General features: G+C 56.6%; 27 protein-coding genes. 16 read left to right on the top strand and 11 right to left on the bottom strand.

Annotated elements, in window-relative coordinates:
- Positions 1-45 precede the first annotated feature (45 nt).
- The gene (gene cpaB, locus A6F69_RS11285; RefSeq protein ID WP_067601333.1) at positions 46-1,113 is read right to left on the bottom strand and encodes a Flp pilus assembly protein CpaB; all 1,068 of its coding nucleotides are present in this window, start codon (positions 1,111-1,113) and stop codon (positions 46-48) included.
- Between the two features lie 84 nt (positions 1,114-1,197).
- A complete protein-coding gene (locus A6F69_RS11280) occupies positions 1,198-1,689 on the bottom strand; it encodes an A24 family peptidase (RefSeq protein WP_067601330.1) in 492 nt (163 codons plus the stop codon).
- A 78-nt stretch (positions 1,690-1,767) separates the two neighbouring features.
- On the opposite strand from A6F69_RS11280, the gene A6F69_RS11275 reads away from it, so the two are divergent.
- The 3 genes from A6F69_RS11275 (at position 1,768) to A6F69_RS11265 (ending at position 4,111) form a co-directional block, all read left to right on the top strand.
- Entirely contained in the window at positions 1,768-2,733 is a 966-nt protein-coding gene (locus A6F69_RS11275; protein ID WP_425388086.1) for an alpha/beta hydrolase, read from the top strand.
- Positions 2,730-3,848 (top strand): NAD(P)/FAD-dependent oxidoreductase, encoded by a 1,119-nt coding sequence (locus tag A6F69_RS11270; protein WP_067601326.1) that lies wholly within the window; start codon positions 2,730-2,732, stop codon positions 3,846-3,848. Before A6F69_RS11275 ends, A6F69_RS11270 begins: the two co-directional genes overlap by 4 nt.
- Positions 3,849-3,934: 86 nt before the next feature.
- Complete coding sequence (locus A6F69_RS11265) at positions 3,935-4,111, top strand: YegP family protein (protein ID WP_067601325.1); 177 nt, start codon at positions 3,935-3,937, stop codon at positions 4,109-4,111.
- Between the two features lie 59 nt (positions 4,112-4,170).
- Here the strand turns inward: A6F69_RS11265 and rnhA are convergent, their stop codons facing one another.
- From rnhA to ispH, 3 genes are read right to left on the bottom strand one after another with little or no spacing between them, the layout of a single operon-like run.
- Positions 4,171-4,614 carry a ribonuclease HI gene (gene rnhA / locus A6F69_RS11260; RefSeq protein WP_067601324.1) on the bottom strand — a complete coding sequence of 148 codons (444 nt, stop codon included), beginning with the start codon at positions 4,612-4,614 and terminating at the stop codon, positions 4,171-4,173.
- A gap of 4 nt (positions 4,615-4,618) precedes the next feature.
- Entirely contained in the window at positions 4,619-5,614 is a 996-nt protein-coding gene (gene thrB / locus A6F69_RS11255) for a homoserine kinase (protein ID WP_067601321.1), read from the bottom strand.
- A gap of 15 nt (positions 5,615-5,629) precedes the next feature.
- A complete protein-coding gene (ispH, locus tag A6F69_RS11250; RefSeq protein WP_067601318.1) occupies positions 5,630-6,604 on the bottom strand; it encodes a 4-hydroxy-3-methylbut-2-enyl diphosphate reductase in 975 nt (324 codons plus the stop codon).
- A 107-nt stretch (positions 6,605-6,711) separates the two neighbouring features.
- Between ispH and A6F69_RS11245 the strand changes: the two genes are divergently transcribed.
- The 9 genes from A6F69_RS11245 (at position 6,712) to tatC (ending at position 14,040) form a co-directional block, all read left to right on the top strand.
- Complete coding sequence (locus A6F69_RS11245; protein WP_067603017.1) at positions 6,712-7,368, top strand: hypothetical protein; 657 nt, start codon at positions 6,712-6,714, stop codon at positions 7,366-7,368.
- A gap of 63 nt (positions 7,369-7,431) precedes the next feature.
- On the top strand, positions 7,432-9,180 hold the full coding sequence (argS, locus tag A6F69_RS11240; RefSeq protein ID WP_179946159.1) for an arginine--tRNA ligase: 1,749 nt from the start codon (positions 7,432-7,434) through the stop codon (positions 9,178-9,180).
- A gap of 2 nt (positions 9,181-9,182) precedes the next feature.
- Positions 9,183-9,863, top strand: a complete 681-nt coding sequence (locus tag A6F69_RS11235) for an SPOR domain-containing protein (protein WP_067601316.1) — start codon at positions 9,183-9,185, stop codon at positions 9,861-9,863.
- Positions 9,864-9,975: 112 nt separating this feature from the next.
- Positions 9,976-10,995, top strand: coding sequence for a beta-N-acetylhexosaminidase (nagZ, locus tag A6F69_RS11230; protein ID WP_067601313.1), 1,020 nt, complete (start codon positions 9,976-9,978; stop codon positions 10,993-10,995).
- The gene (locus A6F69_RS11225) at positions 10,992-11,807 is read left to right on the top strand and encodes a segregation and condensation protein A (RefSeq protein ID WP_067601310.1); all 816 of its coding nucleotides are present in this window, start codon (positions 10,992-10,994) and stop codon (positions 11,805-11,807) included. Before nagZ ends, A6F69_RS11225 begins: the two co-directional genes overlap by 4 nt.
- A 65-nt stretch (positions 11,808-11,872) precedes the next feature.
- Positions 11,873-12,466: an SMC-Scp complex subunit ScpB gene (gene scpB / locus A6F69_RS11220; RefSeq protein ID WP_083984867.1), complete on the top strand. Its 594-nt coding sequence runs from the start codon at positions 11,873-11,875 to the stop codon at positions 12,464-12,466.
- Positions 12,467-12,535: 69 nt separating this feature from the next.
- On the top strand, positions 12,536-12,799 hold the full coding sequence (locus tag A6F69_RS11215; protein WP_067601303.1) for a twin-arginine translocase TatA/TatE family subunit: 264 nt from the start codon (positions 12,536-12,538) through the stop codon (positions 12,797-12,799).
- 12 nt (positions 12,800-12,811) lie between these two features.
- A complete protein-coding gene (gene tatB / locus A6F69_RS11210; protein ID WP_067601300.1) occupies positions 12,812-13,234 on the top strand; it encodes a Sec-independent protein translocase protein TatB in 423 nt (140 codons plus the stop codon).
- Positions 13,234-14,040 carry a twin-arginine translocase subunit TatC gene (gene tatC / locus A6F69_RS11205; protein ID WP_067601297.1) on the top strand — a complete coding sequence of 269 codons (807 nt, stop codon included), beginning with the start codon at positions 13,234-13,236 and terminating at the stop codon, positions 14,038-14,040. The genes tatB and tatC overlap by 1 nt, the downstream gene beginning before the upstream one ends.
- 74 nt (positions 14,041-14,114) lie before the next feature.
- Here tatC and A6F69_RS11200 read toward each other — a convergent pair whose 3' ends face one another.
- From A6F69_RS11200 to A6F69_RS11190, 3 genes are all read right to left on the bottom strand, one after another.
- The gene (locus A6F69_RS11200; RefSeq protein WP_067601294.1) at positions 14,115-14,333 is read right to left on the bottom strand and encodes a hypothetical protein; all 219 of its coding nucleotides are present in this window, start codon (positions 14,331-14,333) and stop codon (positions 14,115-14,117) included.
- Between the two features lie 265 nt (positions 14,334-14,598).
- Positions 14,599-16,254, bottom strand: a complete 1,656-nt coding sequence (locus A6F69_RS11195) for an amidohydrolase (protein WP_067601291.1) — start codon at positions 16,252-16,254, stop codon at positions 14,599-14,601.
- Positions 16,254-17,153 (bottom strand): NAD(P)-dependent oxidoreductase, encoded by a 900-nt coding sequence (locus tag A6F69_RS11190; RefSeq protein WP_067601289.1) that lies wholly within the window; start codon positions 17,151-17,153, stop codon positions 16,254-16,256. Before A6F69_RS11190 ends, A6F69_RS11195 begins: the two co-directional genes overlap by 1 nt.
- A gap of 106 nt (positions 17,154-17,259) precedes the next feature.
- Here A6F69_RS11190 and A6F69_RS11185 point away from each other — a divergent pair, with 106 nt between their 5' ends.
- Complete coding sequence (locus A6F69_RS11185) at positions 17,260-18,513, top strand: threonine ammonia-lyase (RefSeq protein WP_067601286.1); 1,254 nt, start codon at positions 17,260-17,262, stop codon at positions 18,511-18,513.
- A gap of 167 nt (positions 18,514-18,680) precedes the next feature.
- Positions 18,681-19,514: an arginyltransferase gene (locus tag A6F69_RS11180; RefSeq protein WP_067601283.1), complete on the top strand. Its 834-nt coding sequence runs from the start codon at positions 18,681-18,683 to the stop codon at positions 19,512-19,514.
- A gap of 9 nt (positions 19,515-19,523) precedes the next feature.
- Here the strand turns inward: A6F69_RS11180 and A6F69_RS13330 are convergent, their stop codons facing one another.
- The 3 genes from A6F69_RS13330 to A6F69_RS11170 form a co-directional block, all read right to left on the bottom strand.
- A complete protein-coding gene (locus A6F69_RS13330; protein ID WP_425388085.1) occupies positions 19,524-19,625 on the bottom strand; it encodes a glycoside hydrolase family protein in 102 nt (33 codons plus the stop codon).
- 68 nt (positions 19,626-19,693) lie between these two features.
- A complete protein-coding gene (locus tag A6F69_RS11175; RefSeq protein WP_067601280.1) occupies positions 19,694-20,467 on the bottom strand; it encodes an SDR family NAD(P)-dependent oxidoreductase in 774 nt (257 codons plus the stop codon).
- A gap of 259 nt (positions 20,468-20,726) precedes the next feature.
- A complete protein-coding gene (locus A6F69_RS11170) occupies positions 20,727-21,224 on the bottom strand; it encodes a hypothetical protein (RefSeq protein ID WP_144573589.1) in 498 nt (165 codons plus the stop codon).
- Between the two features lie 160 nt (positions 21,225-21,384).
- Between A6F69_RS11170 and A6F69_RS11165 the strand changes: the two genes are divergently transcribed.
- Complete coding sequence (locus tag A6F69_RS11165; RefSeq protein WP_067601275.1) at positions 21,385-21,972, top strand: GNAT family N-acetyltransferase; 588 nt, start codon at positions 21,385-21,387, stop codon at positions 21,970-21,972.
- 259 nt (positions 21,973-22,231) lie between these two features.
- Positions 22,232-22,882, top strand: a complete 651-nt coding sequence (locus A6F69_RS11160; RefSeq protein WP_067601273.1) for a TetR/AcrR family transcriptional regulator — start codon at positions 22,232-22,234, stop codon at positions 22,880-22,882.
- The last annotated feature ends 63 nt before the right edge of the window (positions 22,883-22,945 follow it).

The raw sequence follows: 22,945 nt of genomic DNA, 5'->3' as shown, positions 1-22,945 counted from the left end.
GTCTTGCCCCTTGATTTAGAAATGCTTGTCATCGGTCACGCCCCCTCAACGAATTACCGTTGCGCCAGCAATCGGCACCACTTTGCCTGCTTTGCGCACATTCTGAGCCTGAACCTGATTGAGATCAGTTCCGGCCTTCGCGATTGGAACAGTGGTTGTGTTGTTTCCACGCGATACGCGGACAGTCGGGCCAGGAATGACCGGTGTGCCATCAGGATTAGTCGGACGTTCCGAGTTCATGATGGGCTTGGTACGGCGCTGATAACGAGACACGTCGCCCCCGGTGCTGACAGTTGCGCCACGCTCAACCGGGCGATTCATGGCAGCGCGAAGAATATTCTCTTCTTCTTCTGGTGTCGCGTCATCTGGGATGACAACGTCGCCTGAAGCGATTGCGCGTTCGAGTTCAGCCTGATTATCGGCAATAGAGCGCAGTGCGAGACTGAGTGTGCCAATTGTCTGAGCAACTGCGACCTTCTCTGCAATCTTTGGTGTGACTTCGAGGGTCACTGTGCGGAACGCGCGGACTACAGTCTTGCCATCTTCCGTGGTCGTCTGCTCGGTTGACTGGTCGGTTGCCAGAACGCGCAGATTACGAAGCACAGTTTCTGCAGCTTTCAGCGGCTGGCCTTCGTCGCCTGACACAGTTTGCGTCAGAACAAGGTCAACGCGGTCACCAGGGAATACGAAGCCTGCGACACCGGTCTTAGCCGATACAGGGACGGTGACAGCGCGCATGCCGGGGCTGAGCGCCGCAGCAAGGAAACCGCGATCACCAGGGCTAACCAAAGAACCCTGCGTGACTGGTTCACCTGCAGTGATAGGGTGACGTACAACGGTGCCAAGCAACTCGTTGATGTCTGATTCGCCGTCGAGGAAATATGCATCCTGCACCAGTTCCTCCGGCCACTGCTGGAAGTTCATCGCATCTGCAGTGATAATAGTGCCGGTTGGCAGTGCGCGTTGTGCCACAAGAACCTTGGGTCCCTCGGGCACAGGTGCTGCTTCAACCTGTGGTGCCGTGCTACCGGCAAACATGCTCCGAGCTGCCAACGCCGTACCGACCGCAACGACCAGTGCAACAAGCAGCAAAACCAGCTTTTTCCTATCCATGGCTAATCAAGCCCCCTAGTTCGGCCCGAACACTTCGGGCGGGAATGGTTTGTGTCTTTATTCGTGAATTGGTTAAAATCAGGTTCATCCCAATCCGGTGGTCTCGCTCGCACGAGGTAAGTATTGTGTTCCGATCACCCACAGGCCACCGATTGCGATGGCCACCCCGTATGGAATTTTGAGGCGATCTCTCTGTTTGCGGATGATGTGCCAGCCGCCCATGATGATGGTCAGCCCTCCGCCAGCGAGCGCCATCACGATCAGAAGTTTGAGAAACCAGGACGGCTCGACCCACAGCGCAAGAGCGGTCAGAAGTTTGACATCCCCGCCGCCCATCATCTTCAGAGCAAACAATCCGGCGAAGACAGCGAAAGCAGCCAATGCAACGCCAAGCTGCGCTGCGACGCCCGGCCACAAGGAAAGGCCGCTGGCCCACCAGAAGATCGGCGCGGCAAGCGCAATACCTGCGTTCAGCCAGTTATCAATCTGGCGGCGGTGCAGGTCGGTAAATGCGGCGAACAGCAGGGCAATTGCCAAGCCACCGAGCAATCCGTAGTGGAGATATTCGAAAAACATTTGGCCCCCAGGTTTCCCTTGGGAGACAGTGCTAAAGACTATGACTTACCAAAAAGTAACCACAGCCAGAGAGTTGAAATTAGCCAAGTGAACGGGACACTCCTTGAACCGATAAATCGACGCGCAATTCCATCTTCGGCCATAGAGACATTCTGGGCTGCACCAGACGGGCACAAGATCCGCAGGATTGACTGGGCCGTGGAGCACCCTCAGCGCGGATCAATCCTTTTCTTTCCGGGTCGCGGAGACAATTACGAGAAGTATCTCGAAGCGCTGGAACAGTGGCATCGTGAGGGCTGGCGCGTGACCGCAGCGGATTGGCGCGGACAAGCGGGTTCTGGTCGATTGGGAAATGATGCGGTTACAGGCCATGTCGATGATTTCGACCTTTGGGTGGAGGATCTGGCTGCGCTCTGGAAAGAATGGAAAGCGCAAGTTGCTGGACCACATGTACTGGCGGCGCATTCCATGGGAGGGCACCTGGTCTTGCGCGCGCTTGCAGAGCGCAGGATCGATCCCGACGCTATGGTTCTCTCTGCGCCGATGCTTGGCTTTGCAGGCGCTTTGCCGCCTGCCGTTGGCCATGCTGCCGCCAAGCTGATGTGCGCGATCGGGGATCCCAAGCGGCAGGCATGGAAATGGAGCGAGAAGCCCGGCGTGGTTCCTGCGGGTCGTCAGGCACTGCTGACCCATGACGATGACCGCTATCAAGACGAGTTGTGGTGGCGTGAGGAGCGCCCAGAGCTGGTGATGGGGCCTGGGAGCTGGGGCTGGGTTGAACGCGCCTATTCATCGATGCGCACATTATTTGACGGAGACAAGTTGGAGCAGGTCCAGACACCAGTGTTCATTGTCGCCACATCAAACGACAAGCTGGTTGGTATCAAGGCGATTGACGAAGCCGCGCGGCGCTTGCCGAATTCCGAAATCCTTCGCTTTGGCAAGGAAGCGCATCATGAGGTGCTGCGAGAGGTAGACGCCGTGCGCAGCAGGGCAATGAACGCGATCAACGACTTTCTGGATCGGATGGCACCGCGCCAGTGAGCGAATTGTTCGACATTGCGGTAATCGGGGCTGGAATGGCGGGCGCCAGTCTGGCTGCTGAAATAAGCGCAGATGCGCGCGTGATCATCCTCGAGGCAGAAGACATGCCCGGCTATCACTCGACCGGACGATCAGCGGCGTTCTGGGAGACGTGCTACGGCGGTCCCGAGATCGTTCCGCTGACCATGGCCTCAGGCGAGTATCTGAAACAGCATAGTTTCCTAAGCGATCGCGGGGCGCTCTATCTCGCGCGCGAAGCGGATCAGTCAAAGATCGACGATTTCTTCGAACGGTTTTCGGGTACTGGAGCCGAATTCGAGCAGATCGATCGGCATGAATTGGATGAAAGCGTACCGGGCTTACAGGCTGAGTGGGACCGTGCGATCTGGCAGCGTGATTGCGCCGATATCGATGTTGCTGGCCTACACGCTCATTATCTGAAGAGAGCGAAAGCCAATGGAGTGCAGTTGGTAAGTCGCGCTCGGGTTCGATCGCTTCGTCTTTCTCAAGATGGTTGGGCCATTCAGTGCGAGGACGGGCGGGAATTTTGCGCGACGGTTATCGCCAATGCGGCGGGCGCATGGGCGGATACCATAGCGCAAAGCGCTGGCGCATCTCCGCTCGGAATTCAGCCGCTCCGACGCACGGTTGCGCAACTAAAGGTAGATCCTGCGCCACCGGATGATATGCCCTTGTGTCTCGATATATCAGGCAGTTTTTACTTCAAGCCGGAGAGCGGGCGACTCTGGCTCAGTCCGCATGATGAGACCCCGACTGAACCGTGCGATGCGGCGCCCGAAGAACTGGATGTGGCCACAGCGATCGACCGACTTGAAATGGTGACGCGATGGAAAATCGAAGGGCTTGAACGAAAATGGGCGGGGCTGCGCAGCTTTGCACCCGACCGGAGGCCGGTCTACGGATATGATCCGAAAGTTGAGAACTTCTTCTGGTTCGCAGGGCAAGGCGGCTACGGTATCCAGACTGCGCCGGCTGCGGCGCGACTTGGTGCGCAATTGTTGCTCGGCAATGGCCGCGACAAGTTGACCCGCGGACTTGACGCGGAACTTTATTCGCCAATGCGGTTTCATTCACAAGAGGGCTTGGCGGATTAGAGACTACATTGTTCTTGCCACTAGCTTTTTGAAACCGTGACGTTACGTTACGCGGCAATTGCAGAATTTAACCAGGGAGACAGTACATGGCGCACCGCTTCGAAATTCGCAAAAACAAGAAAGGCGAATTTGTTTCGTACTTCATCTATAACTCGGAAACCATCTGGTGGACCGAAGGCTATAGCTCAAAGGCGAGTGCGAAGAATGCGATCGCCTCTGTCTTGAAGAACGGCCCGAATGCAGAGGTCGTCGACAACTACTGATAGAAACTAAAGCGTTCGCGCAACGCTTTTGAAATGGGTCGAACAAAATGGGCTGAAGGCTATAGGCCGCGCCCGGCTTGTTCGGCCCTTTCGCTTGCCATTTGGTCAACCCGTTCGTTTTCAGGATGGCCGTTGTGGCCCTTGACCCAATGCCAGGTGATCTTGTGCCGGCCCACCTCGTCTAGCATCTGCCGCCACAAGTCTTCGTTGAGGACCGGCTTTTTGGCCGCCGTCTTCCAGCCTCGCTTCTGCCAACCTTCGATCCATTTTGTGATCCCGTCGATGACATACTTGCTATCGGTGTAGAGCGAAACATCACAAGCTTCGGTCAGTGCTGCAAGCGCACGGATGACTGCGGTCATCTCCATGCGGTTATTGGTCGTCTCTGGCTCGCTGCCCGACAGCTCTTTTTCATGCTTGCCCATACGCAGCAGCGCCGCCCAGCCACCCGGGCCGGGATTGCCCTTGCATGCACCGTCAGTAAATATCTCTACCTGTCTCATGGAATTATTGCTCGTCTTGGCCAAGTCGTGCGAAGAGTTCTGGCCCGGCATCAGCATAGAATTGTGAGCGGCGAACAAAGTCCATTGGGTCCTTGCGGGAAACCAATGCATCATCGGGCGCTTCAAGCCAATCTGATGCGCGTGATGATATGAAGCGCATACACGCGCCGCGGGCAAGCACCGGCATGGCATACCGCTCGGCGTCGCTTAGCGGACGAGCTGTTTCGTATCCCGCTAATAGAGCTCTTCCGACCTCTGGCCTATATATGTGGCCGCCGCGTTCAAAGCTCCATGCCGCGTGTGTGACTGCAAGATCATAGGCGAAGAAATCCGTCGCGGCGAAATAGAAATCGATCAGGCCGCTGACTCTATCTCCCAACATCAGAACATTGTCCGGAAACAGATCGCAATGGACGACACCGTGCGGCAAACCGCCTGGCCACTCGCCGACGAACCGGCTCAACTCTCCGAATGCGAAATCTGGCAAGCCAGGATCGATCGTAGCCAATGCATCTGCGCCGCAACGATTGATCGCGTCGTCCCACTCGGCAAGCCCCATGGACTGGTAACGCTTGTGCGGGAAGTCAGCGACAGCGAAGTGCATCTGCGCCACAGCTCGCCCAACCGAGTATGCTTGATCAGGGGTCGGATAATCCACTGACACGCCAGGCAGATACTCGATCAGCGCTACTGCCTTGTCATCGATCATTCGAAAAGCCGCACCATCGCGGTCATGGATCGTCCGCGGAACAGGGCAGCCCTTTGCTGCCAGATGATCGAGCAATGACAGAAAGAACGGCAGATCGGACAAATCGATCCGACGCTCATACATTGTCAGGATAAAGCGCGTGCTGTTGCCGTTATTGCCGCTCGTTTCGATCAGCCAATTGCTGTTCGAGACGCCTTCGGCAATGCCTTTGGCCGAAGTCAGGCTGCCGACATCGTAGGCAGAAATCAGCTCTGCCAGTTGTTCAGCTCCAAGGTGAGTGTAGACCGCCACGAGCCACGTGATTCCTTAGTCGAGCAACTGCCTGGGCAGCTTGAAGACCATCTTTTCTTCCGCGGCCTTTACGGTCTCTTCTTCAACATCGCACCAGTCGCTAAAGTGGTCGATCACTTCGCGGACGAGTTTCTCCGGAGCAGACGCACCAGCGGTGATGCCGATTGTACCAACGCCCTCAAGCCATTCCGGGTCAATCTCGTCAGCGCGCTGGATCAGATAGGATTTTGTTCCCAGCCGCTCTGCCACTTCAACCAAGCGCAGCGAATTGGAGCTGTTGGGGGCACCGATAACAAGCACCAGATCGCTCTCTGGGGCGATCTGTTTAACAGCGGCTTGTCTGTTCGATGTTGCGTAGCAAATGTCCTCAGCCTTTGGCCCCACAATCTGCGGATAGCGCTTCTGCAATGCCGAGATGATGTCGCGAGTGTCATCAACCGATAGTGTCGTTTGCGTCAGAAATGACAGCTCTTGACCCTCTGCAAACTCCAGCTTGTCTACGTCTTCGACGGTTTCAACCAATGTCATTTGACCCGGCTCGACTTGGCCCATTGTACCGATCACTTCCGGATGCCCGGCATGACCGACGAAGATGATATGACGCTGCTTTTCTATCTGACGTTCGGCTTGGCGGTGTACCTTGCTGACCAGCGGGCAAGTTGCGTCAACGTAAAGCAATTTGCGCCGCTCAGCCTCTGCGGGCACTGATTTAGGAACACCGTGTGCGCTGAATACAACGGGCGCATCGTCGGGTACCTCGTCGAGCTCTTCGACAAAAACTGCGCCTTTTGCCTTCAGATCCTCTACCACATATTTGTTGTGCACGATCTCATGCCGAACATAGACTGGCGCTCCATAACGTTGGAGCGCCTTTTCGACGATCTCAATTGCCCGGTCCACGCCAGCGCAAAAGCCGCGCGGTGCAGCGATAAGAAGTTTGAGCTTGGGGCGATTTTCCCCGGATTCTGCTGACTGAAAGGGAGCGTTCATGTCACGCCCTCTAGCGCTTTGCGACACGCACCGCTAGGGCGTGTTAAACTATTCTGGGTCAGCACAACAAGATGCTGGCCAATGCAAGGTTTAAGGATCGTAACGCGATGAAGCGCAAGTTTCGCATTTTGGCCGCAACTGCATTTGCCGCTGGCCTGGCCGGCTGCGTCAACGAAGGCGAGCTGGTGGTCGATCAAGGAGTCGGCATCACGACAGTTCTGGGGCAGTGCCCGGCAGTCGGCATTCCTGACTACACTGGGGACGTTACCACTTTCCGGACGTCAGGTGACCAGACTGCCAGCAATCTTGATGTGACAGCTTCGATCACCAACCTTCGATCGACTTGTGACGAATCTGGGACAGATGAGCAGGTGTATACGGGTGCGACCTTCGATGTGCATGCTCGCCGTACGGATGTACGGGGCGCGCGCACGGTCGAATTGCCTTATTTTGTCACGGTTTTGCGGGGTGGCAGCGCGGTTGTTACCAAGAGTGTGGGCACTGTGACATTGAACTTTGCTGACGGGCAGGAGCGTGCGAGCGCGAGTGCGCAAGCCGGCTCATTCGTGAACCGTGCCGAGGCGACCCTTCCGGTCGAAATTCGACAACAGATCACGCGTCGACGGCGGCCCGGCGATCCTGACGCGGCGCTCGATCCCCTGGCTGATCCGCAGGTTCGCGCGGCAATTCAGCGCGCGAGCTTCGAGATGTTGATCGGTTTCCAGCTGACGCAAGAGCAGCTGGCATACAACGTAACGCGCTGAACAAAAGCGCGCGACACCACCTGATTTCTTGCGATTCTGGCCAATTCGGCTAGGCGCTCTCCCATGTCCGATGCAATGACACTCTACAAGATTTTCGAAGGCAAGGTTGCAGCGGTGCTCGCTGCACTCGAAGCCGAGGGCGTGCTCCCTGAAGGCACGAATACTGCCAATGTTGCAGTCGAGCCGCCCCGCGATGCGAGCCATGGTGATTTGGCGACAAATGCTGCGATGGTGCTGGCCAAGCAGGCTAAGACCAATCCGCGCATGCTGGCCGAAGCTATCGTGGGCAGGTTGAACGATGATCCCGAGATTGCGAGCGCTGAAATCGCCGGGCCAGGCTTCATCAATCTTCGCCTCGAGTCTGACGTCTGGCTAAACGAGCTGAATGTGATTGCAGGACAGGCGGATAGCTACGGTCGTTCGCAGATCGGCGCTGGCAAGCGTGTCAACGTCGAATATGTCTCGGCCAACCCGACTGGCCCGATGCATATGGGCCACTGCCGCGGAGCCGTGGTCGGTGACGCATTGTCGAGCTTGCTGGAATTTGCAGGGCACGACGTCACGCGCGAATACTATATCAACGATGCCGGTGGGCAGGTCGATGTCCTCGCCCGGTCCGCACACATGCGTTATCTGGAAGCGCTTGGCGAAGATATTGGCGAGATTCCGGAGGGTCTTTATCCAGGCGACTATCTGAAGCCTGTCGGCGAATATCTGGCGAGCGAGTTGGGTGATCGTTTCAAGGACGTACCAGAAGAAGGATGGTTGCCAATCTTTCGGGCAGAAGCCGTTGAAAAGATGATGGACCGGATCAAGGCGGACCTTGCCATGCTCGGCATCCATCATGACGAGTTTGCCTCTGAAGCTGCGCTGCAGGCCGCGGGGAAACCGGAAGCTGCCGAAGCATGGCTGCGGGAGCATGGCTTTGTTTATGATGGCGTGCTTGAGGCGCCGAAAGGAAAGGCGCCGCCAGAAGACTGGGAGCCAGTGGAACTGCCGCTTTTTCGCTCGACCCAGTTTGGTGACGATCAGGATCGGCCAATCAAGAAATCCAACGGCGCCTGGACCTATTTTGGCGCTGATCTGGCCTATCACATGCAAAAGGCCGAAAGCGCCGATGCCTTGATTGATATCTGGGGCGCAGACCATGCCGGAACCGTGAAGCGGATCAAGGCTGCGGTTGCCGCTTTGTCAGAGGGGCAGGGCAGGACAGTCCCGTTTGACGTCAAACTGGTTCAAATGGTTCAACTGATGCGCGGCGGCGAGCCGGTCAAAATGTCGAAACGTTCCGGCAACTTCATCACCATCGCCGATATGGTCGAGGAAGTCGGCAAAGATGTTGTCCGCTTCACAATGCTGACCCGCAAGCCCGAAGCGCAAATGGAATTTGACTTTGCAAAGGTCGTCGAGGCTTCGAAAGACAATCCGGTCTTCTATGTTCAGTATGCGCATGCCCGTATACGTTCTACCCTGCGCAAGGCGGCAGAGGAGGGGCTGACCGCTTCTGCGGATAATCTCTTGCTGTTGGGCGCAGAGGAGTTAAGCCTGATCAAGCAAGCAGCTCAGTTCCCGCGCGAAGTCGAAGCCGCTGCGAAGGCGCGTGAGCCGCACCGGATAGCCTTCTATCTCTACGATCTCGCGAGTGCTCTGCACTCATTCTACACACTCGGAAGGACTGATACCGACAAACGCTTTATCGCGGCAGAAAATGCCGAACTGACCGCAGCAAGGCTTTTCCTCGCGGATCAGTTAGGGCAGGTTATCCGCAACGGCTTACGTATTCTGGGGGTCGATGCTGTTGAGGAGATGTGATCATGATCGCGGCGAGTGAGAGGGATGGCGAAAACGAATTGGCGCTGGATAGCGATGATAGCCTTCCTTGGCTCGAATCTGATGAGTATGATCCTGAAGAGGGCAATGTCGATACGTCACGCATCGTAGCACTTGCAGGATTTCTGCTATTGCTATTGGTCGCGGGAATTGGCGGTGTCTGGTGGTACTCCAACAGTCTTGTCGGTGACGAAATCATCGCAGACGGAAGTACGATCAAGGCTCCCGATACTCCGTATAAAGAACGTCCGGCAGATCCAGGTGGTAAGGAATTCGCCGGCACCGGGAACGTTGCCCCCGGGGTTGGCGAAGGCGTTACTAGCGAAACCCAACTCGCTGAAGCAGAGTCAAGCGCGCCAGTAGCAGCGCCAGATGCCGCACCGCGTCCGATGATTACGACAAGTATGGACGGGGAAGGCGCGCAGGAATCCGGTGTTGCCGTCCAGGTTGGCGCGTATGGTTCACGGGCCAAGGCGGAGGCTGGCTGGGTGACTTTACGTGGGCAGACAACTTTGCTCAACGGCGTCCGCTATCGCGTGGTCAAAGGGCAGGCTGATATTGGCACGGTCTATCGTTTGCAGGCTCTACCTGGCGATCTGGCCGCTGCACGGACCTTATGCGCCGGACTGAAAGAGGACGGCGTTGCCTGTAATGTGAAGCAGTAGGCGCTGTGTTGGAGCCCGAAAACGCCGAAATACCGCAGATCTGCGTCGTTTTCCCCCAGAGTAACCATATCGTCGCTTGCTGGAATCGCGCTGTGCTGCGATTTTTCAGTCTATGACGCCTGCGATTTTCGGGATTGCTGGAGCCAAGCTCACGGCCGAGGAGCGCGCTTTCTTCAAGGAAGCCGACCCTGCGGGTTATATCCTGTTCGGTCGCAACTGCGTCGATCCGCAGCAATTGCGGGCTTTGACTGATGATTTGCGAAGCATTCATGGCCGAGACCGGCTGCTGGTCTCGATTGATCAAGAGGGTGGGCGCGTCGCGCGGCTCAGGCCACCACATTGGTCTGCATACCCGTCGGGTCAGGCGTTTGATGAGTTGTACAAGATAGCCCCTGCAAGCGCGATTGAAGCAACGCGTGCCGGAGCCCATGCCATGGCGCTTGAGCTGTCTGCAATGGGCGTTACCGTAGATTTTCATCCACTGGTTGATGTGCGTCAGCCAGGAGCACATGACGTTATCGGTGACCGCGCATTGGGTAGCGAACCCATGCAAGTTGCGGCGCTAGGACGGGCTATTCTTGATGGCCTGGCCAAAGGAGGTGTTGCTGGCTGTATCAAGCACATGCCGGGCCATGGGCGAACAACAACGGATACGCATCATGAGATGCCAACCGTGACCGCCAGCGACGAAGAGCTGGAGATTGATATCGCCCCATTCCGAGCGCTCAATCATGCCCCGATCGGGATGACCGGACATCTACTTTTTACGGCGTGGGACAGTGAAAATCCCGCCACGCTCTCCCCTTATGTTATCAGAGAGATAATCCGAAAACGGATCGGGTTTGATGGTCTGTTGTTAACCGACGACATTGATATGGAAGCGCTGGATGGTTCGGTGCCGGAACGGGCTGCGCGCGCGCACTCTGCGGGCTGCGATATCGTGCTGAATTGCTGGGCCAAGATGGCGGATATGGTCGCAATCGCGGATATACTGCCTGCGATGGGTGATGTAACGTCGCAGCGATTGGAGATAGCATTGGCCAATACGAATGTACGTCACGATCTGGGCGAACATACGGAATTGTTAGCGCAACGAGACGCATTGCTCGAACTGGCGGGGGAAGCGGCATGAGCGAAGACGGCCTGCTGTTTGATGCGCCCGCTGGCGATGCGGAACCCGAAGGCTGGGATGGCGTGGCATCCACAGCTTCGAAAGGCCAAGACACAGCGCTTTATCTGGAGCTTGAAGGGTGGGAAGGTCCACTCGACCTGCTGCTTGACCTGGCTCGGAGGCAGAAAGTTGATTTGCGGCAGATTTCGATCCTGGCGCTGGTGGATCAGTATCTTGGCTATATCGATCGCGCAGAAGCGCTGAAGCTGGAGTTAGCGGCAGACTATCTCGTGATGGCTGCCTGGCTGGCTTATCTGAAATCTTCGCTCTTGCTGCCGAAGGATGAACAGGAGGACCCGAGTCCGGAAGAGCTGGCACTTAAGCTGCAATTACGGCTTCAGCGGCTGGGCGCAATGCGCGAGGCGGCGGCGCGGCTCATGGCGCGCGACCGGATCGGCCGTGATATTTTCGTGCGAGGCGCGCCTGAAGGGCTCAGGATCGACCGCAAGACGCAGTGGACTTGTGACAGCTATGCGCTGATCCAGGGCTATGGGCAGGTCAAGGCACGCACTGCGCCGAAGATCTACCACGTGTCGGACCGTCCTGTGATGACACTGGACAGCGCGCTTGACCGCGTGTCTGCAATGCTGGGTGTGACCCTGGAGTGGATGGAAATACGAGAATTCCTGCCGCCCCATGCCGAGCCGCGGCTGCGCAAGTCGGCGCTCGCCTCCAGCTTCGTGGCGGCGCTTGAACTGGCGCGTTTGGGCAAGGCTGAAATTGCGCAAGAGGAAGTTTTCGGCGAAATGCGCATCCGGAGGATCGCACAGTGAGCGGTAAAAGGCCTGACGACACGGTTCGAGCAGTCGAAGCAACGCTGTTTGCTTCTGAAGAGCCGATGACGGTTGACGCGCTCGCTGGTCACTTGGGCGGTCTGGAGAACGCGGCCGTTCGAGAGGCGCTCAAGGAGCTGCAGGAGCATTATTCAGAGCGTGGATTACAGCTGGTGGAACGCGGCAAGCGCTGGCATTTCGAGACTGCGCCCGATCTTGCGCACTTGCTGCGGCGCGAGCGCGAACAGGTTCGCCGCCTTAGCCGTGCAGCAACAGAGGTGCTTGCAATCATTGCCTATCACGAACCTGTCAGCCGGGCAGAGATCGAGGCGATTCGCGGTGTCCAAACGGCCAAAGGCACGCTTGATGTGTTAATGGAAGCGGGCTGGATCAAGCTCGCAGGCAGGCGCGAAGTGCCCGGACGGCCCGTAATCTATGCAACGACGCCTGAATTTCTCGATCACTTTGGGCTTTCCAGCCGCCGCGATCTGCCCGGCATCGATGAACTAAAGGCCGCTGGCCTGCTTGACCCGGTCGATGATGCATATGATGCCTTGCAGGAAGATCAGGGCGAGGACGGCAGTGATCCCGAGGAAGCAGACGCAGATACCTGCGAGGCATCGGATGACAGTGAAACCGCTGAATCGTCAGCAGCCTGACTGGCATTGCGTAAAGAACGCCACTATATCGTCTGAAGCAGTTGAATTTTCAGGAAGAGAGTTTTCGTGATGGGCGGTATCGGTATTTGGCAAATCCTGATTGTGGCTTTGGTCATTCTGGTGCTGTTCGGGCGTGGCCGTATTTCTGAAATGATGGGTGATTTCGGTAAGGGAATCAGCAGTTTCAAAAAAGGTATGAGCGAGGAAGAGGCGCAATCTTCCAAACCCGCCGCCCAGATCGAAGGCCAGGCGAAGGATGCCGCCAGCGAAGCGAAGCACACGGCGGACCCGCAGCCGGCGCCGCGCGCTGATACGCCTGACCAGAGCAACTAAGAGGGCCCGACCATGTTCGACATCGGCGCCGCCGAGCTGCTGGTGATCGTAGTGGTGGCCGTCATCGTCATCGGCCCCAAAGACTTACCCAAGGCCCTGCGCACCGCAGGAAGCTGGATCGGTAAAGTGCGCCGTGTTTCCGCCCATTTCCGAAGCGGGATCGATACCATGATCCGCGAAGCGGAGCTTGAGGAAATGGAGCAGAAATGGAAGGCGCGCAATGAAGAGATCATGGCGCGCACGGGCACGGCGGAAGACTATGCGGCGGATGAAATGACAGGGCCGCCGACTGTTGCGGATGAGGCAGGGGGAGCAAAGGCAGCCAAACCAACACAGCCAGCCAAGCCGACACAGCCAGCCAAGCCGGATCCGGTACCAAATGAACCGGCGCTGCCCCTTGATGAGCCGGGCGAAGAGAAGGGGCGCGATAACTGATGGCGCTCAAGATCCGCGACATTGACGAGACCGAAGCGCCATTGCTCGACCATCTGATTGAGCTGCGCACACGGCTGCTGCGCTGTGTTGTGGCACTTGCGATCGGCTTTGGAATCAGTTTCTATTTTGCCGATCCCATCCTTGGGTTTCTCGTCCAGCCATTGAAGGACGCGTTTCCTGAAGGGGAGGGGCAGCTGATCTTCACCAAGCTTTACGAGGTCTTCTTTGTTGAGCTGAAGGTGGCACTGTTTGCGGGCTTCTTCTTTAGCTTTCCAATTATTGCGAACCAGCTTTGGGCGTTTGTTGCCCCCGGGCTCTATGCCAAGGAAAAGAAGGCGTTTCTGCCATTTCTGATCGCTACCCCGGTACTGTTCACCGCAGGAGCAGCGCTGGCCTATTTTGTCGTGATGCCGACGGCGTTTCGCTGGTTCCTTGGCTTCGAGGGTGAGGCCGGAGGGCTCACGATCGAGGCGCTGCCCGCTGCAGGCGAATATCTTGGTTTGGTGATGCAGTTCATCCTGGCATTCGGCATCAGCTTTCTGTTGCCGGTGTTGCTCCTGCTGCTCAACCGCGCAGGAATTGTCACGCGCCAACAACTTGCAGGAGCGCGGCGCTATGTCATTGTTGGTGTTGTCGCGTTGGCGGCAGTCGTCACACCACCGGATCCGGGCTCTCAGGTCATCCTGGCGATACCGCTGTTAGTGCTCTTCGAAGGCTCTCTCCTGCTGATGCGATTGCAGGAACGAAAGGATACGGGCTCCGATGTGACCACGCCTGATCCACCAGCCGATGGTAAAACTGACTAGTCCGGGGCGAAGCTGACAAGACCAAAAAAAACGGGGCCCCGAAGGACCCCGCTTAATTTCGGTATGAAACCCTCTTACGGACTGACCGGATCATCATCACCATCAGCAGCGATAACGATACCAGCAATAACAGCAGCCGCTGCGAGAACAGCGAGAAGCAGGCCAGAACCCTGACCCAGTTCACTTTCGCCTTCAACCGGTGCCGGAGCACGATCGATCGAGACTTCTGCGATTGCTGGCGCGGTTGCCAGCGAGAGGACCGCAGCCGACGCTGCGATAGTACGGATTTTCATCAAGGGTCTCCTATCGGGTTAATTCTTGACGCCCAGCTCTTCTACGAGACCAGCCGATCTAACACAAGACTGAAATCGTATGCTGATATCGCCAGAATGGTCCAAAACGTCGTCGAACTGAGTATTTCTACGCCTATTGTTGCACGAATGCGACAAAAGCATGTTTCAGTTCGAACTCTGCTTAGGCCGCACGCTGCCCCAATGCGAATCAAAGGTTAAATTTGCATTACTTTGATAACTGGCACGATTTCTATTTAGTCGTCGATTATCTGGAAAATACTTTCTCTCCGCCAATCCAAGTCTCGAGTACTTGAGTCTCACGAATACTTTGAACTGGTGCAAGTATTGGGTCGCGGTCAACAAGAATGAAGTCTGCGCGCTCGCCCGGTAGCAGTCGGCCGAACCGGCCTTCGGCAAAACCTGCAAATGCACCATCAGCTGTGAAGCCCGCCAGCGCGGCTTCGCGAGATACAGTTTCTTCAGGAATCCAGCCGCCGAACGGTTCGCCAGCGGCATCTGTTCGGCTGACTGCAACGGCCAGGCCGGCGAATGCATCGGCCGGCTCGACGGGCGCGTCAGATCCCAGGGCGAGCGGTGCGCCGACAGCGGCTATACTGCGCCATGCGTAGGCACCCCCTAACCGATCCGGTCCCAGACGGGCCTCTGCCATCAGCCGGTCACTCGTCTGGTGAAGCGGCTGCATCGACGCGATGATTCCGTGCGCCCCGAATTTGGACAAGTCTGCCGGATCGACGATCTGCGCATGCTCGACACGCCAGCGACGATCACCCGGATAGGTCGCGCTCAATTCTTCCACTGCATTGAGCACCTCGGCATTGGCCGCATCGCCAATCGCGTGGATTGCGGTCTGGAAACCATCCATGGCTGCGCGGCTCATCAGGTTCCTCAGCTGCGCAGGCGTGAGCAGCGGTAACCCACGATGACTTGGCTCATCATGATAGGGTTCCTTCAGGATTGCTCCGCGCGAACCCAGAGCGCCATCGAGGTATAGCTTGATACCATTTAGACGCAGACGATCTTGGTAAAGCCAGGATGTCGGAGCCGGTCCTGCAATCAGTTCCATCGTCTTGACGTCCGTCGCATAGGCCATGATGCGCATCTTTAAGGATCCGTTGTCACCCGCCCGCCGGAAAGCTTGCCAGTCCTCGATTGTCGTACCCATGTCGGCAACGGCCGTTATGCCGTTGGCAAGCAGCAAGTCCTGCGCCTTGCGCAATGCGATGTCGCGATCGCTAGGCCGCGGTTCAGGCACGATCGCATTTATAAAGCTCTCCGCTGCATCGACGAAGACCCCTGTCGGATTTCCAGCCGCATCGCGGATAATGCGTCCACCGTCCGGGTCTTGCGTTGCAGCACTCACACCCGCACGATCCATCGCCAGGCTATTGGCCCAGCCTGCGTGTCCATCCACCCGCGCCAACCAGACGGGACGATCGGGGACTATGGCGTCCAGTTCTGCAGCGGTAGGAAAACGGCCCAGGCCCCATTTTTCCTGATTCCAGCCGCGCCCCAGAATCCACGGGCGCCCCGGATTGGCATCGGCAAAGTCGGAAATCGCCTGCAAGGCTTCTTCCAGTGAGTTTGTGCCCGAAAGGTCGAGTGTAAGCTGGCCAAAGCCGATGCCCATTACATGAACATGACTGTCAATCATGCCGGGCAACATGACGCGGCCTTCGCCGTCGATCTGGTAATCGATGCCTTCGGGTCGCGGATCACCGCTCTTCACCAGTTTGCGCACCTTGCCATCATCAGCGATTACGAGAGCTGAAAATCGTTCAACTTCACCCTCGCCATTGATCGTGATGCCTATGACGTTGTCGATCAGGGTGTCAGCTGTGGCTGGCGCCGCCATCATGGCGGCAACGCTGGCTATCCCGGCCAATGCAAGTTTACGGAACATTATTTCTCTCCTTTGGGAAGCCGGCTGATCAGTGCACTGGTGTCATGCCGCCCGCCGCCATTGGCTTGCACTTCCGCGTAGAACTGGTCGACCAAAGCTGAAATGGGTGAAGAAAGACCCAGGCCGCGGGCTTCTTCCAGTGCGTACCCAAGATCCTTACGCATCCAGTCGATTGCAAATCCGAAATCGAATTCGTCCTTCACCATGGTGTGCCAGCGATTTTCCATTTGCCAGCTTTGCGCCGCACCACCCGATATCGCCTCGAATGTCTTGTCGAGGTCAAGGCCAGCGGCTTGTGAGAGGCGGATCGCTTCGCTCAATCCTCCCAAAACACCCGCGATGCACATCTGGTTTGCCATCTTTGCCGTCTGACCTGCGCCAACCGTGCCAACATGAACAATGCGTGCAGCATAGCAATCCATCACCGGTGTCGCGTTGGCCATTGCCTCTGCCGTGCCGCCACACATGATGGCCAGCTTGCCATTCTCAGCGCCGGCTTGCCCTCCGGACACGGGAGCATCGATGAAGCTGACACCTCTATCTTCGCACTGCGCGGCAAGTGCGCGTGCAAGGTTGGCTGATGTGGTGGTGTGATCAACCAGCAGGCTGTCGGTGCTCATGGCATCAAGCGCGCCATTCTCTCCCAGCAATACTTGCTCAAGATCCAGGTCATTCCCGACGCAGGTAAAGAGCATCTGCGCGCCCTTGGCAGCGGCGGCGGGTGTTTCAGCGAGTGATACTTGCAGACCCTCGGCAGACCATCTGGCCTGCCATTCTTCCGTCCGCGCCTTTGTCCGGTTGTAAACGGTGACGTCATGGCCTGCTCTGGCGAGGTGGCCAGCCATCGGGCCGCCCATCACGCCAAGGCCCAGAAATGCGACTTTGGTTTGTGTATTCATGGTCTGTGCGGGTTAATGCGAAATGACGGCGCTGCAACCGGTTTTATCATAGGCTAAAGCCTGATTGCCGTTGCGGCATGCGTGGTGACAGCCTATCCCGCGGTGCATGAATAGCCAACCGGCCTTTGCCAGCGAAGCTGAAGCGCGCAATGCGTTGACGATTGATCATGTCCGCTCTGCGGCCGAGAGAATTGCGGGCGCCATCGTGCGCACGCCCATGATGCATTCGATTACGTTGTCTGAGATTGCTGGTTGCGAGATTTGGCTGAAGTTCGAAAACTTGCAGTTTACCGCAGCCTATAAAGAACGCGGAGCGCTCAACGCTTTGCTGCATCTGACCGATGAGCAGAAAGAGCGCGGCGTTATCGCGGCCTCTGCCGGAAATCATAGTCAAGGGCTCTCCTATCACGGAACGCGGCTGGGCGTGCCGGTTACAATCGTGATGCCGCGAACCACACCGATGGTTAAGGTCATGCAGACTGAGAGTGTAGGCGGGAATGTTGTGCTCCATGGCGAGACATTTGACGATGCCTATGCCTATGCGCGGCAGTTGGAGCAGGAACGCGGACTGACTTTCGTGCACCCGTTCGATCATCCATTGGTTGCTGCGGGGCAGGGAACTGTCGCGCTCGAAATGCTCGAGGAGCAGCCGGATCTTGACTGCATGGTCGTGCCGATCGGCGGTGGCGGTTTGATGTCTGGCATGGCGACAGTGGCCAAGACGCTTAATCCGGACGTGGAAATGATCGGCGTTCAGGCTGAGCTGTTCCCGTCAATGTACGCCAGAGTGCGCGGCGAAGAGATGGAATGCGGCGGCGATACTCTGGCAGAGGGAATCGCTGTAAAGGCACCAGGCGAATTCACGTCCAAAATCGTCGCCGAGTTGGTTGATGAAATCCTTCTGGTTGATGAGCGCGCACTGGAAAAATCGGTTTCATTGCTGCTCCAGATCGAAAAGACGGTTGTCGAAGGTGCTGGCGCGGCGGGGCTTGCAGCAGTTCTCGCAAATCCTGAGAAATTTGCTGGCAAGAAGGTTGGCCTGGTTTTGTGCGGTGGCAATATCGACACGCGCTTGCTGGCTAACGTTTTGCTGCGTGACTTAACCCGGCAGGGGCGGCTGGCGCGTTTGCGCGTGAAGCTGCAGGATCGCCCGGGTGCGTTGTTCAAGGTGATGGAGGAATTCAACGCCCACAACGTCAACATAATCGAGATTTACCACCAGCGAATCTTTACATCACTGCCTGCCAAAGGCCTGATTACGGACATTGAATGCGAGGCGCGTGATCGCGCTCAGCTAAACGCATTGGTTAACTCGCTGCGGGGCAAGGGCTACAACGTAAACCTCGTCGAGTTGAATTAGCCCCTGTTTGCAACGGCTTATCGCTCTAAACAGGGCACTTCTGACGATATTAACCATGCCCTATAGTTAAAGACCTTTTACCGCGCGGCTCAAAAAGGCATAACAATGTCTTAACGCGCCCCTGAGCGCGATTCCGTGGGACAGGATAAAAGGACCTTGTTTAGCTCGTGACGGCGCCAATTCGCTTCCCTCGTTTTTATGTGACCAGCCCGGCGCCTTGTCCCTATTTGCCTGGCCGCAGCGAACGAAAAGTGTTCACAGAACTTAAAGGCCCGCATGCCGAACAACTGAACGAAGCCCTTGGCCGGATCGGATTTCGCCGCAGCCAGACCGTAGCCTATCGGCCCAGCTGTCTCGACTGTCAGGCGTGCGTTTCAGTTCGTGTATCCGCCAGCGATTTTGAAGCCTCCAACTCGCAGCGGCGCAACCTGAAGCGGAACCGGGATCTGATCGCGACAGAATGCCGCCCGTGGGCCACTGACGAACAATTCGAGTTGCTGCGGCAGTATCTGGGTGCACGCCACCCAGATGGGGGCATGGCCGCGATGGACGAGATGGATTTCGCCGACATGGTCGAGCACACGCCTGTCTCTAGCGTGATGATTGAATACCGAGAGCCAACTGTTTCAGGTGAACCGGGCCGCCTTGTTGGTGTTTGCCTGACCGATCGGCAAAGCGATGGTTTGTCGATGATCTACAGCTTTTACGATGCAGACCATGGCGCGCGTTCCGGTCTGGGTGACTACATCATCCTTGACCATGTCCGCCGGGCCGCCGCAGAGGGTCTGCCCTTTGTATACCTTGGCTATTGGGTCGAGGGATCACCACGCATGCAATACAAGGTGCGCTATCGCCCCTTGGAAAAGCTTACCCGTGACGGTTGGGTCCGGATCGGCAAGGAAGAGCACCGGCGTTTGATTGCAAGTGCAACCAAGCCCGGTAATCCGGTACCCAACCCAAGCGGGAAAGACGGCAAGCAGCCCCGGCTCGAAGACTATTAGGATCTCGTCTCAAGCGCTTGCGTAGACGCGCGCCTCGGCCTGTCTTCGCCGGATCAGCCCTTTCAGCACGCGATCGCCCGCTTTGTTCCAGCGTGCGAATTCTTCCCGGATTGCGGAGCAAAACTTCTCGATGAGGCCACTGTCTGCAATTGGGTCGTTAGCTGAACGTCTGTATTGAGCTAAAAAAGCCGTTGAGACGGACCACCCTCGACCGGGATTGCTGCGCCATTCACAAAACTTGAAGCGTCAGATAGCAGCCAGACTGCTGTCTCAGCGATCTCGTAACCATGACCAAGTCGGTCCATTGCGGAATGACGGGCGATAATAGGGGTTGTGAGTTCGGGCTGTTGCTCAACAACCGGATCGACCATCTCCGAATGACAGTAGCCGGGGCAGATGGCATTGGTGCGTATATTCTCTTTCGCATAGTCGATAGCCGCACTCTTGGTGAGGCCAACTACCCCATGTTTGCTTGCAGCATAGTCTGCATGGCCGACATCGCTTCCTACTAGTCCGTAGATCGAGGAAATGTTGACTATGGAGCCGCCACCAGTTTTCAGCATCGCTCGAATTTCTGCCCGCATGCATCGCCAAACACCAGTCAGATTGGTTGCTATAACCGCATCCCAGACTTCGTCAGTCATGTCTGCGAAGCGGGTGAATGGGGCGCCGGAGATTCCAGCATTATTCACGGCACCATCTAGCCTGCCAAATCGCTCGACAACGGCGGCTATCACTTGATCGACGCTTTCCCCATCCATGATGTCGTTTTGGATGAATAAGCCTTCGCCACCGGCATTGTTGATTTCTTCGACAACCGCCTTGCCACGCTCGCTACGCCTACCAGTGATCGCAACTTTATCGCCTCGGCTTCCAAACATTCGCGCCATGTCAGCGCCAAGTCCAGATGTGCCACCGGTTACCAGAATAGATTTGCCTCTAACGTCGCCCATGCGTCTGTCCTTCTCCAGAACGCGACCCTGAAGGGTTGGAACCTTCTAGCAAACCCGAGCGATTAGCAACGCTGCTGATTGGATAAAGGGAGACAGCGGCTCTGAGATAAGGGTGCTGGGTTATCCAAAGTCTGGATTTGGGTCGTGAGCGGCTGGTCAGCTTTCGGGCATCGCGCTGGAAAAGCCGACAATCGGCTCACAGGTTACGTTGGGTGGCCCGAATTAGTCCGCTAATGGGGTGGAAAGCCGACGCTCAGTCCTAATGTGCAGGCGTGAGCGGAAAATGCAGCAGCGCTACAACCGGCGCGGCAGGGTCTTCACGGCCGTGAACGATGTTCTCAGCAGTGGCGACCAAAGCGGTTTCATGAGCGCCCATGAACTTTGCGAGTTTGGCGGCTTGAGGATCTTCGTGTTCTGAAACCAAAGTCGCCAGTTCAAGGTACCTGGGCAAGTAATTCTCTTTCACGATATCTCGCATGGCGGCAAAGCGTTCAAGCCAAGGCAGCGCATTCATACTTTCGCTTGCGCCAACTCCGTCGATGCGTCCCTGTGGGGCATCTAAAATCGAAAGCCCCAGTCTCGAAAGCAACGGTCGCATTAGAGCCTTTCCTTCGGTTTCGAACTGTAAGAGCGATCCCATGATGTACTCTTGCTCAGGAGTATCCGCTTTTGCGAGCATCGCCTCAAATGCAACTTCACCGGTTTGCTCGCCCAAATAAACGTCTACAAGGCATTCTCTAAACTCTTCTGTAGCCACAGTAACCTCCCGATATCGATATCCCGTTGAACAACTCGGTAAGACTAGGCCTAGATCTGATTTAATTACAAATCGAAGCCTATTGATCGGGCCAAAGCGGACATTCACATCAGCATGTGCTAACAACGAGCCGGGCCGCCAAATTGGGGAGAATAGCCACATGCACAAGCCAAAGGTCCAAGTAGCTAATGCGAACGAGCAGTCCTCGATCATTCAGACGATCACATTGGGCTTTTCCGCAGATCCTATCGCTAGATGGATTTGGCCGGATGCCCAAACCTACCTCGATGTTATGCCACGTTTCACTGTAGCATTTGGCGGCGCTGGCTTTGATCAATCTACTGTCTACACGACCGATTGTGGACACGCCGCAGCAATGTGGCTGCCTCCGGGCATAGAGTCTGATGGTGATACGATTGAAGCTATCTTCGAAGAGTCTGTTGAACCGGAGCGTATGGAAGAGATCGGCTCCTTTTTTGCGCAGATGGACGATTTCCATCCGCACGAAGCATGCTGGTATCTGCCATTGATCGCAGCTGACCCATCGCAGACCGGGCGTGGATTGGGTGCAGCGCTAATGAAGCACACACTACAAATTTGTGATCAACAAGGTCTTCCCGCCTACCTGGAGTCGTCTAACCCGAGAAACATTTCTCTCTACGAACGACATGGCTTTGAAGTGATGGGAAAGATCGAGACACCAAGCTCGCCGTTGATGACGCCAATGTTCAGAGAGCCGCGCGGTTAGACTTAAGAAATACCGTTATACCTCAATTTCCCCGAATGGGTCGGTAAGTTGCCAGTCTGGTTTTGGCGGCACAGCAGGCCAGGCAGAAAGACCGCTCATAGGCGGTAGGGAAGACTCAACGATGGTCGGCTTATGGGGTGGAAAGCGGACCTGGGGGCGACGGAGGCCCCCATAGTAATGTGGCGTTGGGCGTGGCCTCCAAGGAGCGAGGGTAGTACTGGCTTTGACCTAAATTAAACGTGCGCTTAAGCTTCTGTGTATGGCTAACATCAAAACGCGGACTCGCGCGACCCAGCAACGCACACTTGATACCCGAGCCACGATCAAGGCAGCTGGTGCCGAGCTTTTTGCGACGCGCGGATATCGCGCCACGGGTGTTCGCGATATTGCTGACCTGGCGGGATGTAATCAGGCGCTCGTCTCATACCACTTTAAGGGGAAGGGTGGCCTGTACGATGAGATCTTGGCTGATGCGGTGGCGGAGGCAGAGCGATTGGCACAGGAAGGGGACCTTTCGACAAGTAACTATCCTGAGCGCGAGCTCGTTCGAATCCTATCCCGCGCTATTGCCTCACAACCACATCTCGCGCCGATGATTCTGCGCGAGCAGATGGATCCTGATCGCCTGCTGAACCCTGACACCGCGAACACCTTGCGCAGCTTCATGTCGTTGACTGAGAGTGTGCTAGACGTACTGCCTTTGGACGCCGAGGCACGCGGCTGGGACCCGCAGATTGTTCACCTTAGCATTGTCGGCCCACTTATTCATTTCACTGTGGCGACCCGGATGCGTGAAGCCACTGTGGGCAAGCTGGACCGCCCAATGAGCACCCCCGATCTCGATACCTTCACGGAAACTCTAGCCTCGATGTTCTCCCGCGCGTTGCGTAGTAAGGCCGCTGGCCCATAAATTAAACGCTTGTTTAATATAAGACGTATGTGTATTGCCTCAGTATTACACCAATACGGAAGG

It is taken from the genome of Altererythrobacter ishigakiensis (genome assembly GCF_001663155.1).
Lineage (GTDB): Bacteria > Pseudomonadota > Alphaproteobacteria > Sphingomonadales > Sphingomonadaceae > Erythrobacter > Erythrobacter ishigakiensis.
Note: the sequence above shows the minus strand (reverse complement) of the source record. Positions and strands in the feature narration are given on the sequence as shown.

Coding starts and splice junctions, on each gene's coding strand:
- A6F69_RS11235 (WP_067601316.1), top strand. CDS start 9,183: ATGATCGCGGCGAGTGAGAGGGATGGCGAAAACGAATTGGCGCTGGAT.
- A6F69_RS11185 (WP_067601286.1), top strand. CDS start 17,260: ATGAATAGCCAACCGGCCTTTGCCAGCGAAGCTGAAGCGCGCAATGCG.
- tatC (WP_067601297.1), top strand. CDS start 13,234: ATGGCGCTCAAGATCCGCGACATTGACGAGACCGAAGCGCCATTGCTC.
- A6F69_RS11200 (WP_067601294.1), bottom strand. CDS start 14,333: ATGAAAATCCGTACTATCGCAGCGTCGGCTGCGGTCCTCTCGCTGGCA.
- cpaB (WP_067601333.1), bottom strand. CDS start 1,113: ATGGATAGGAAAAAGCTGGTTTTGCTGCTTGTTGCACTGGTCGTTGCG.
- tatB (WP_067601300.1), top strand. CDS start 12,812: ATGTTCGACATCGGCGCCGCCGAGCTGCTGGTGATCGTAGTGGTGGCC.
- A6F69_RS11265 (WP_067601325.1), top strand. CDS start 3,935: ATGGCGCACCGCTTCGAAATTCGCAAAAACAAGAAAGGCGAATTTGTT.
- A6F69_RS11195 (WP_067601291.1), bottom strand. CDS start 16,254: ATGTTCCGTAAACTTGCATTGGCCGGGATAGCCAGCGTTGCCGCCATG.
- A6F69_RS11225 (WP_067601310.1), top strand. CDS start 10,992: ATGAGCGAAGACGGCCTGCTGTTTGATGCGCCCGCTGGCGATGCGGAA.
- A6F69_RS11190 (WP_067601289.1), bottom strand. CDS start 17,153: ATGAATACACAAACCAAAGTCGCATTTCTGGGCCTTGGCGTGATGGGC.
- rnhA (WP_067601324.1), bottom strand. CDS start 4,614: ATGAGACAGGTAGAGATATTTACTGACGGTGCATGCAAGGGCAATCCC.
- A6F69_RS11160 (WP_067601273.1), top strand. CDS start 22,232: ATGGCTAACATCAAAACGCGGACTCGCGCGACCCAGCAACGCACACTT.
- A6F69_RS11245 (WP_067603017.1), top strand. CDS start 6,712: ATGAAGCGCAAGTTTCGCATTTTGGCCGCAACTGCATTTGCCGCTGGC.
- argS (WP_179946159.1), top strand. CDS start 7,432: ATGTCCGATGCAATGACACTCTACAAGATTTTCGAAGGCAAGGTTGCA.
- ispH (WP_067601318.1), bottom strand. CDS start 6,604: ATGAACGCTCCCTTTCAGTCAGCAGAATCCGGGGAAAATCGCCCCAAG.
- A6F69_RS11280 (WP_067601330.1), bottom strand. CDS start 1,689: ATGTTTTTCGAATATCTCCACTACGGATTGCTCGGTGGCTTGGCAATT.
- nagZ (WP_067601313.1), top strand. CDS start 9,976: ATGACGCCTGCGATTTTCGGGATTGCTGGAGCCAAGCTCACGGCCGAG.
- A6F69_RS11215 (WP_067601303.1), top strand. CDS start 12,536: ATGGGCGGTATCGGTATTTGGCAAATCCTGATTGTGGCTTTGGTCATT.
- A6F69_RS11175 (WP_067601280.1), bottom strand. CDS start 20,467: ATGGGCGACGTTAGAGGCAAATCTATTCTGGTAACCGGTGGCACATCT.
- scpB (WP_083984867.1), top strand. CDS start 11,873: ATGACGGTTGACGCGCTCGCTGGTCACTTGGGCGGTCTGGAGAACGCG.
- A6F69_RS11165 (WP_067601275.1), top strand. CDS start 21,385: ATGCACAAGCCAAAGGTCCAAGTAGCTAATGCGAACGAGCAGTCCTCG.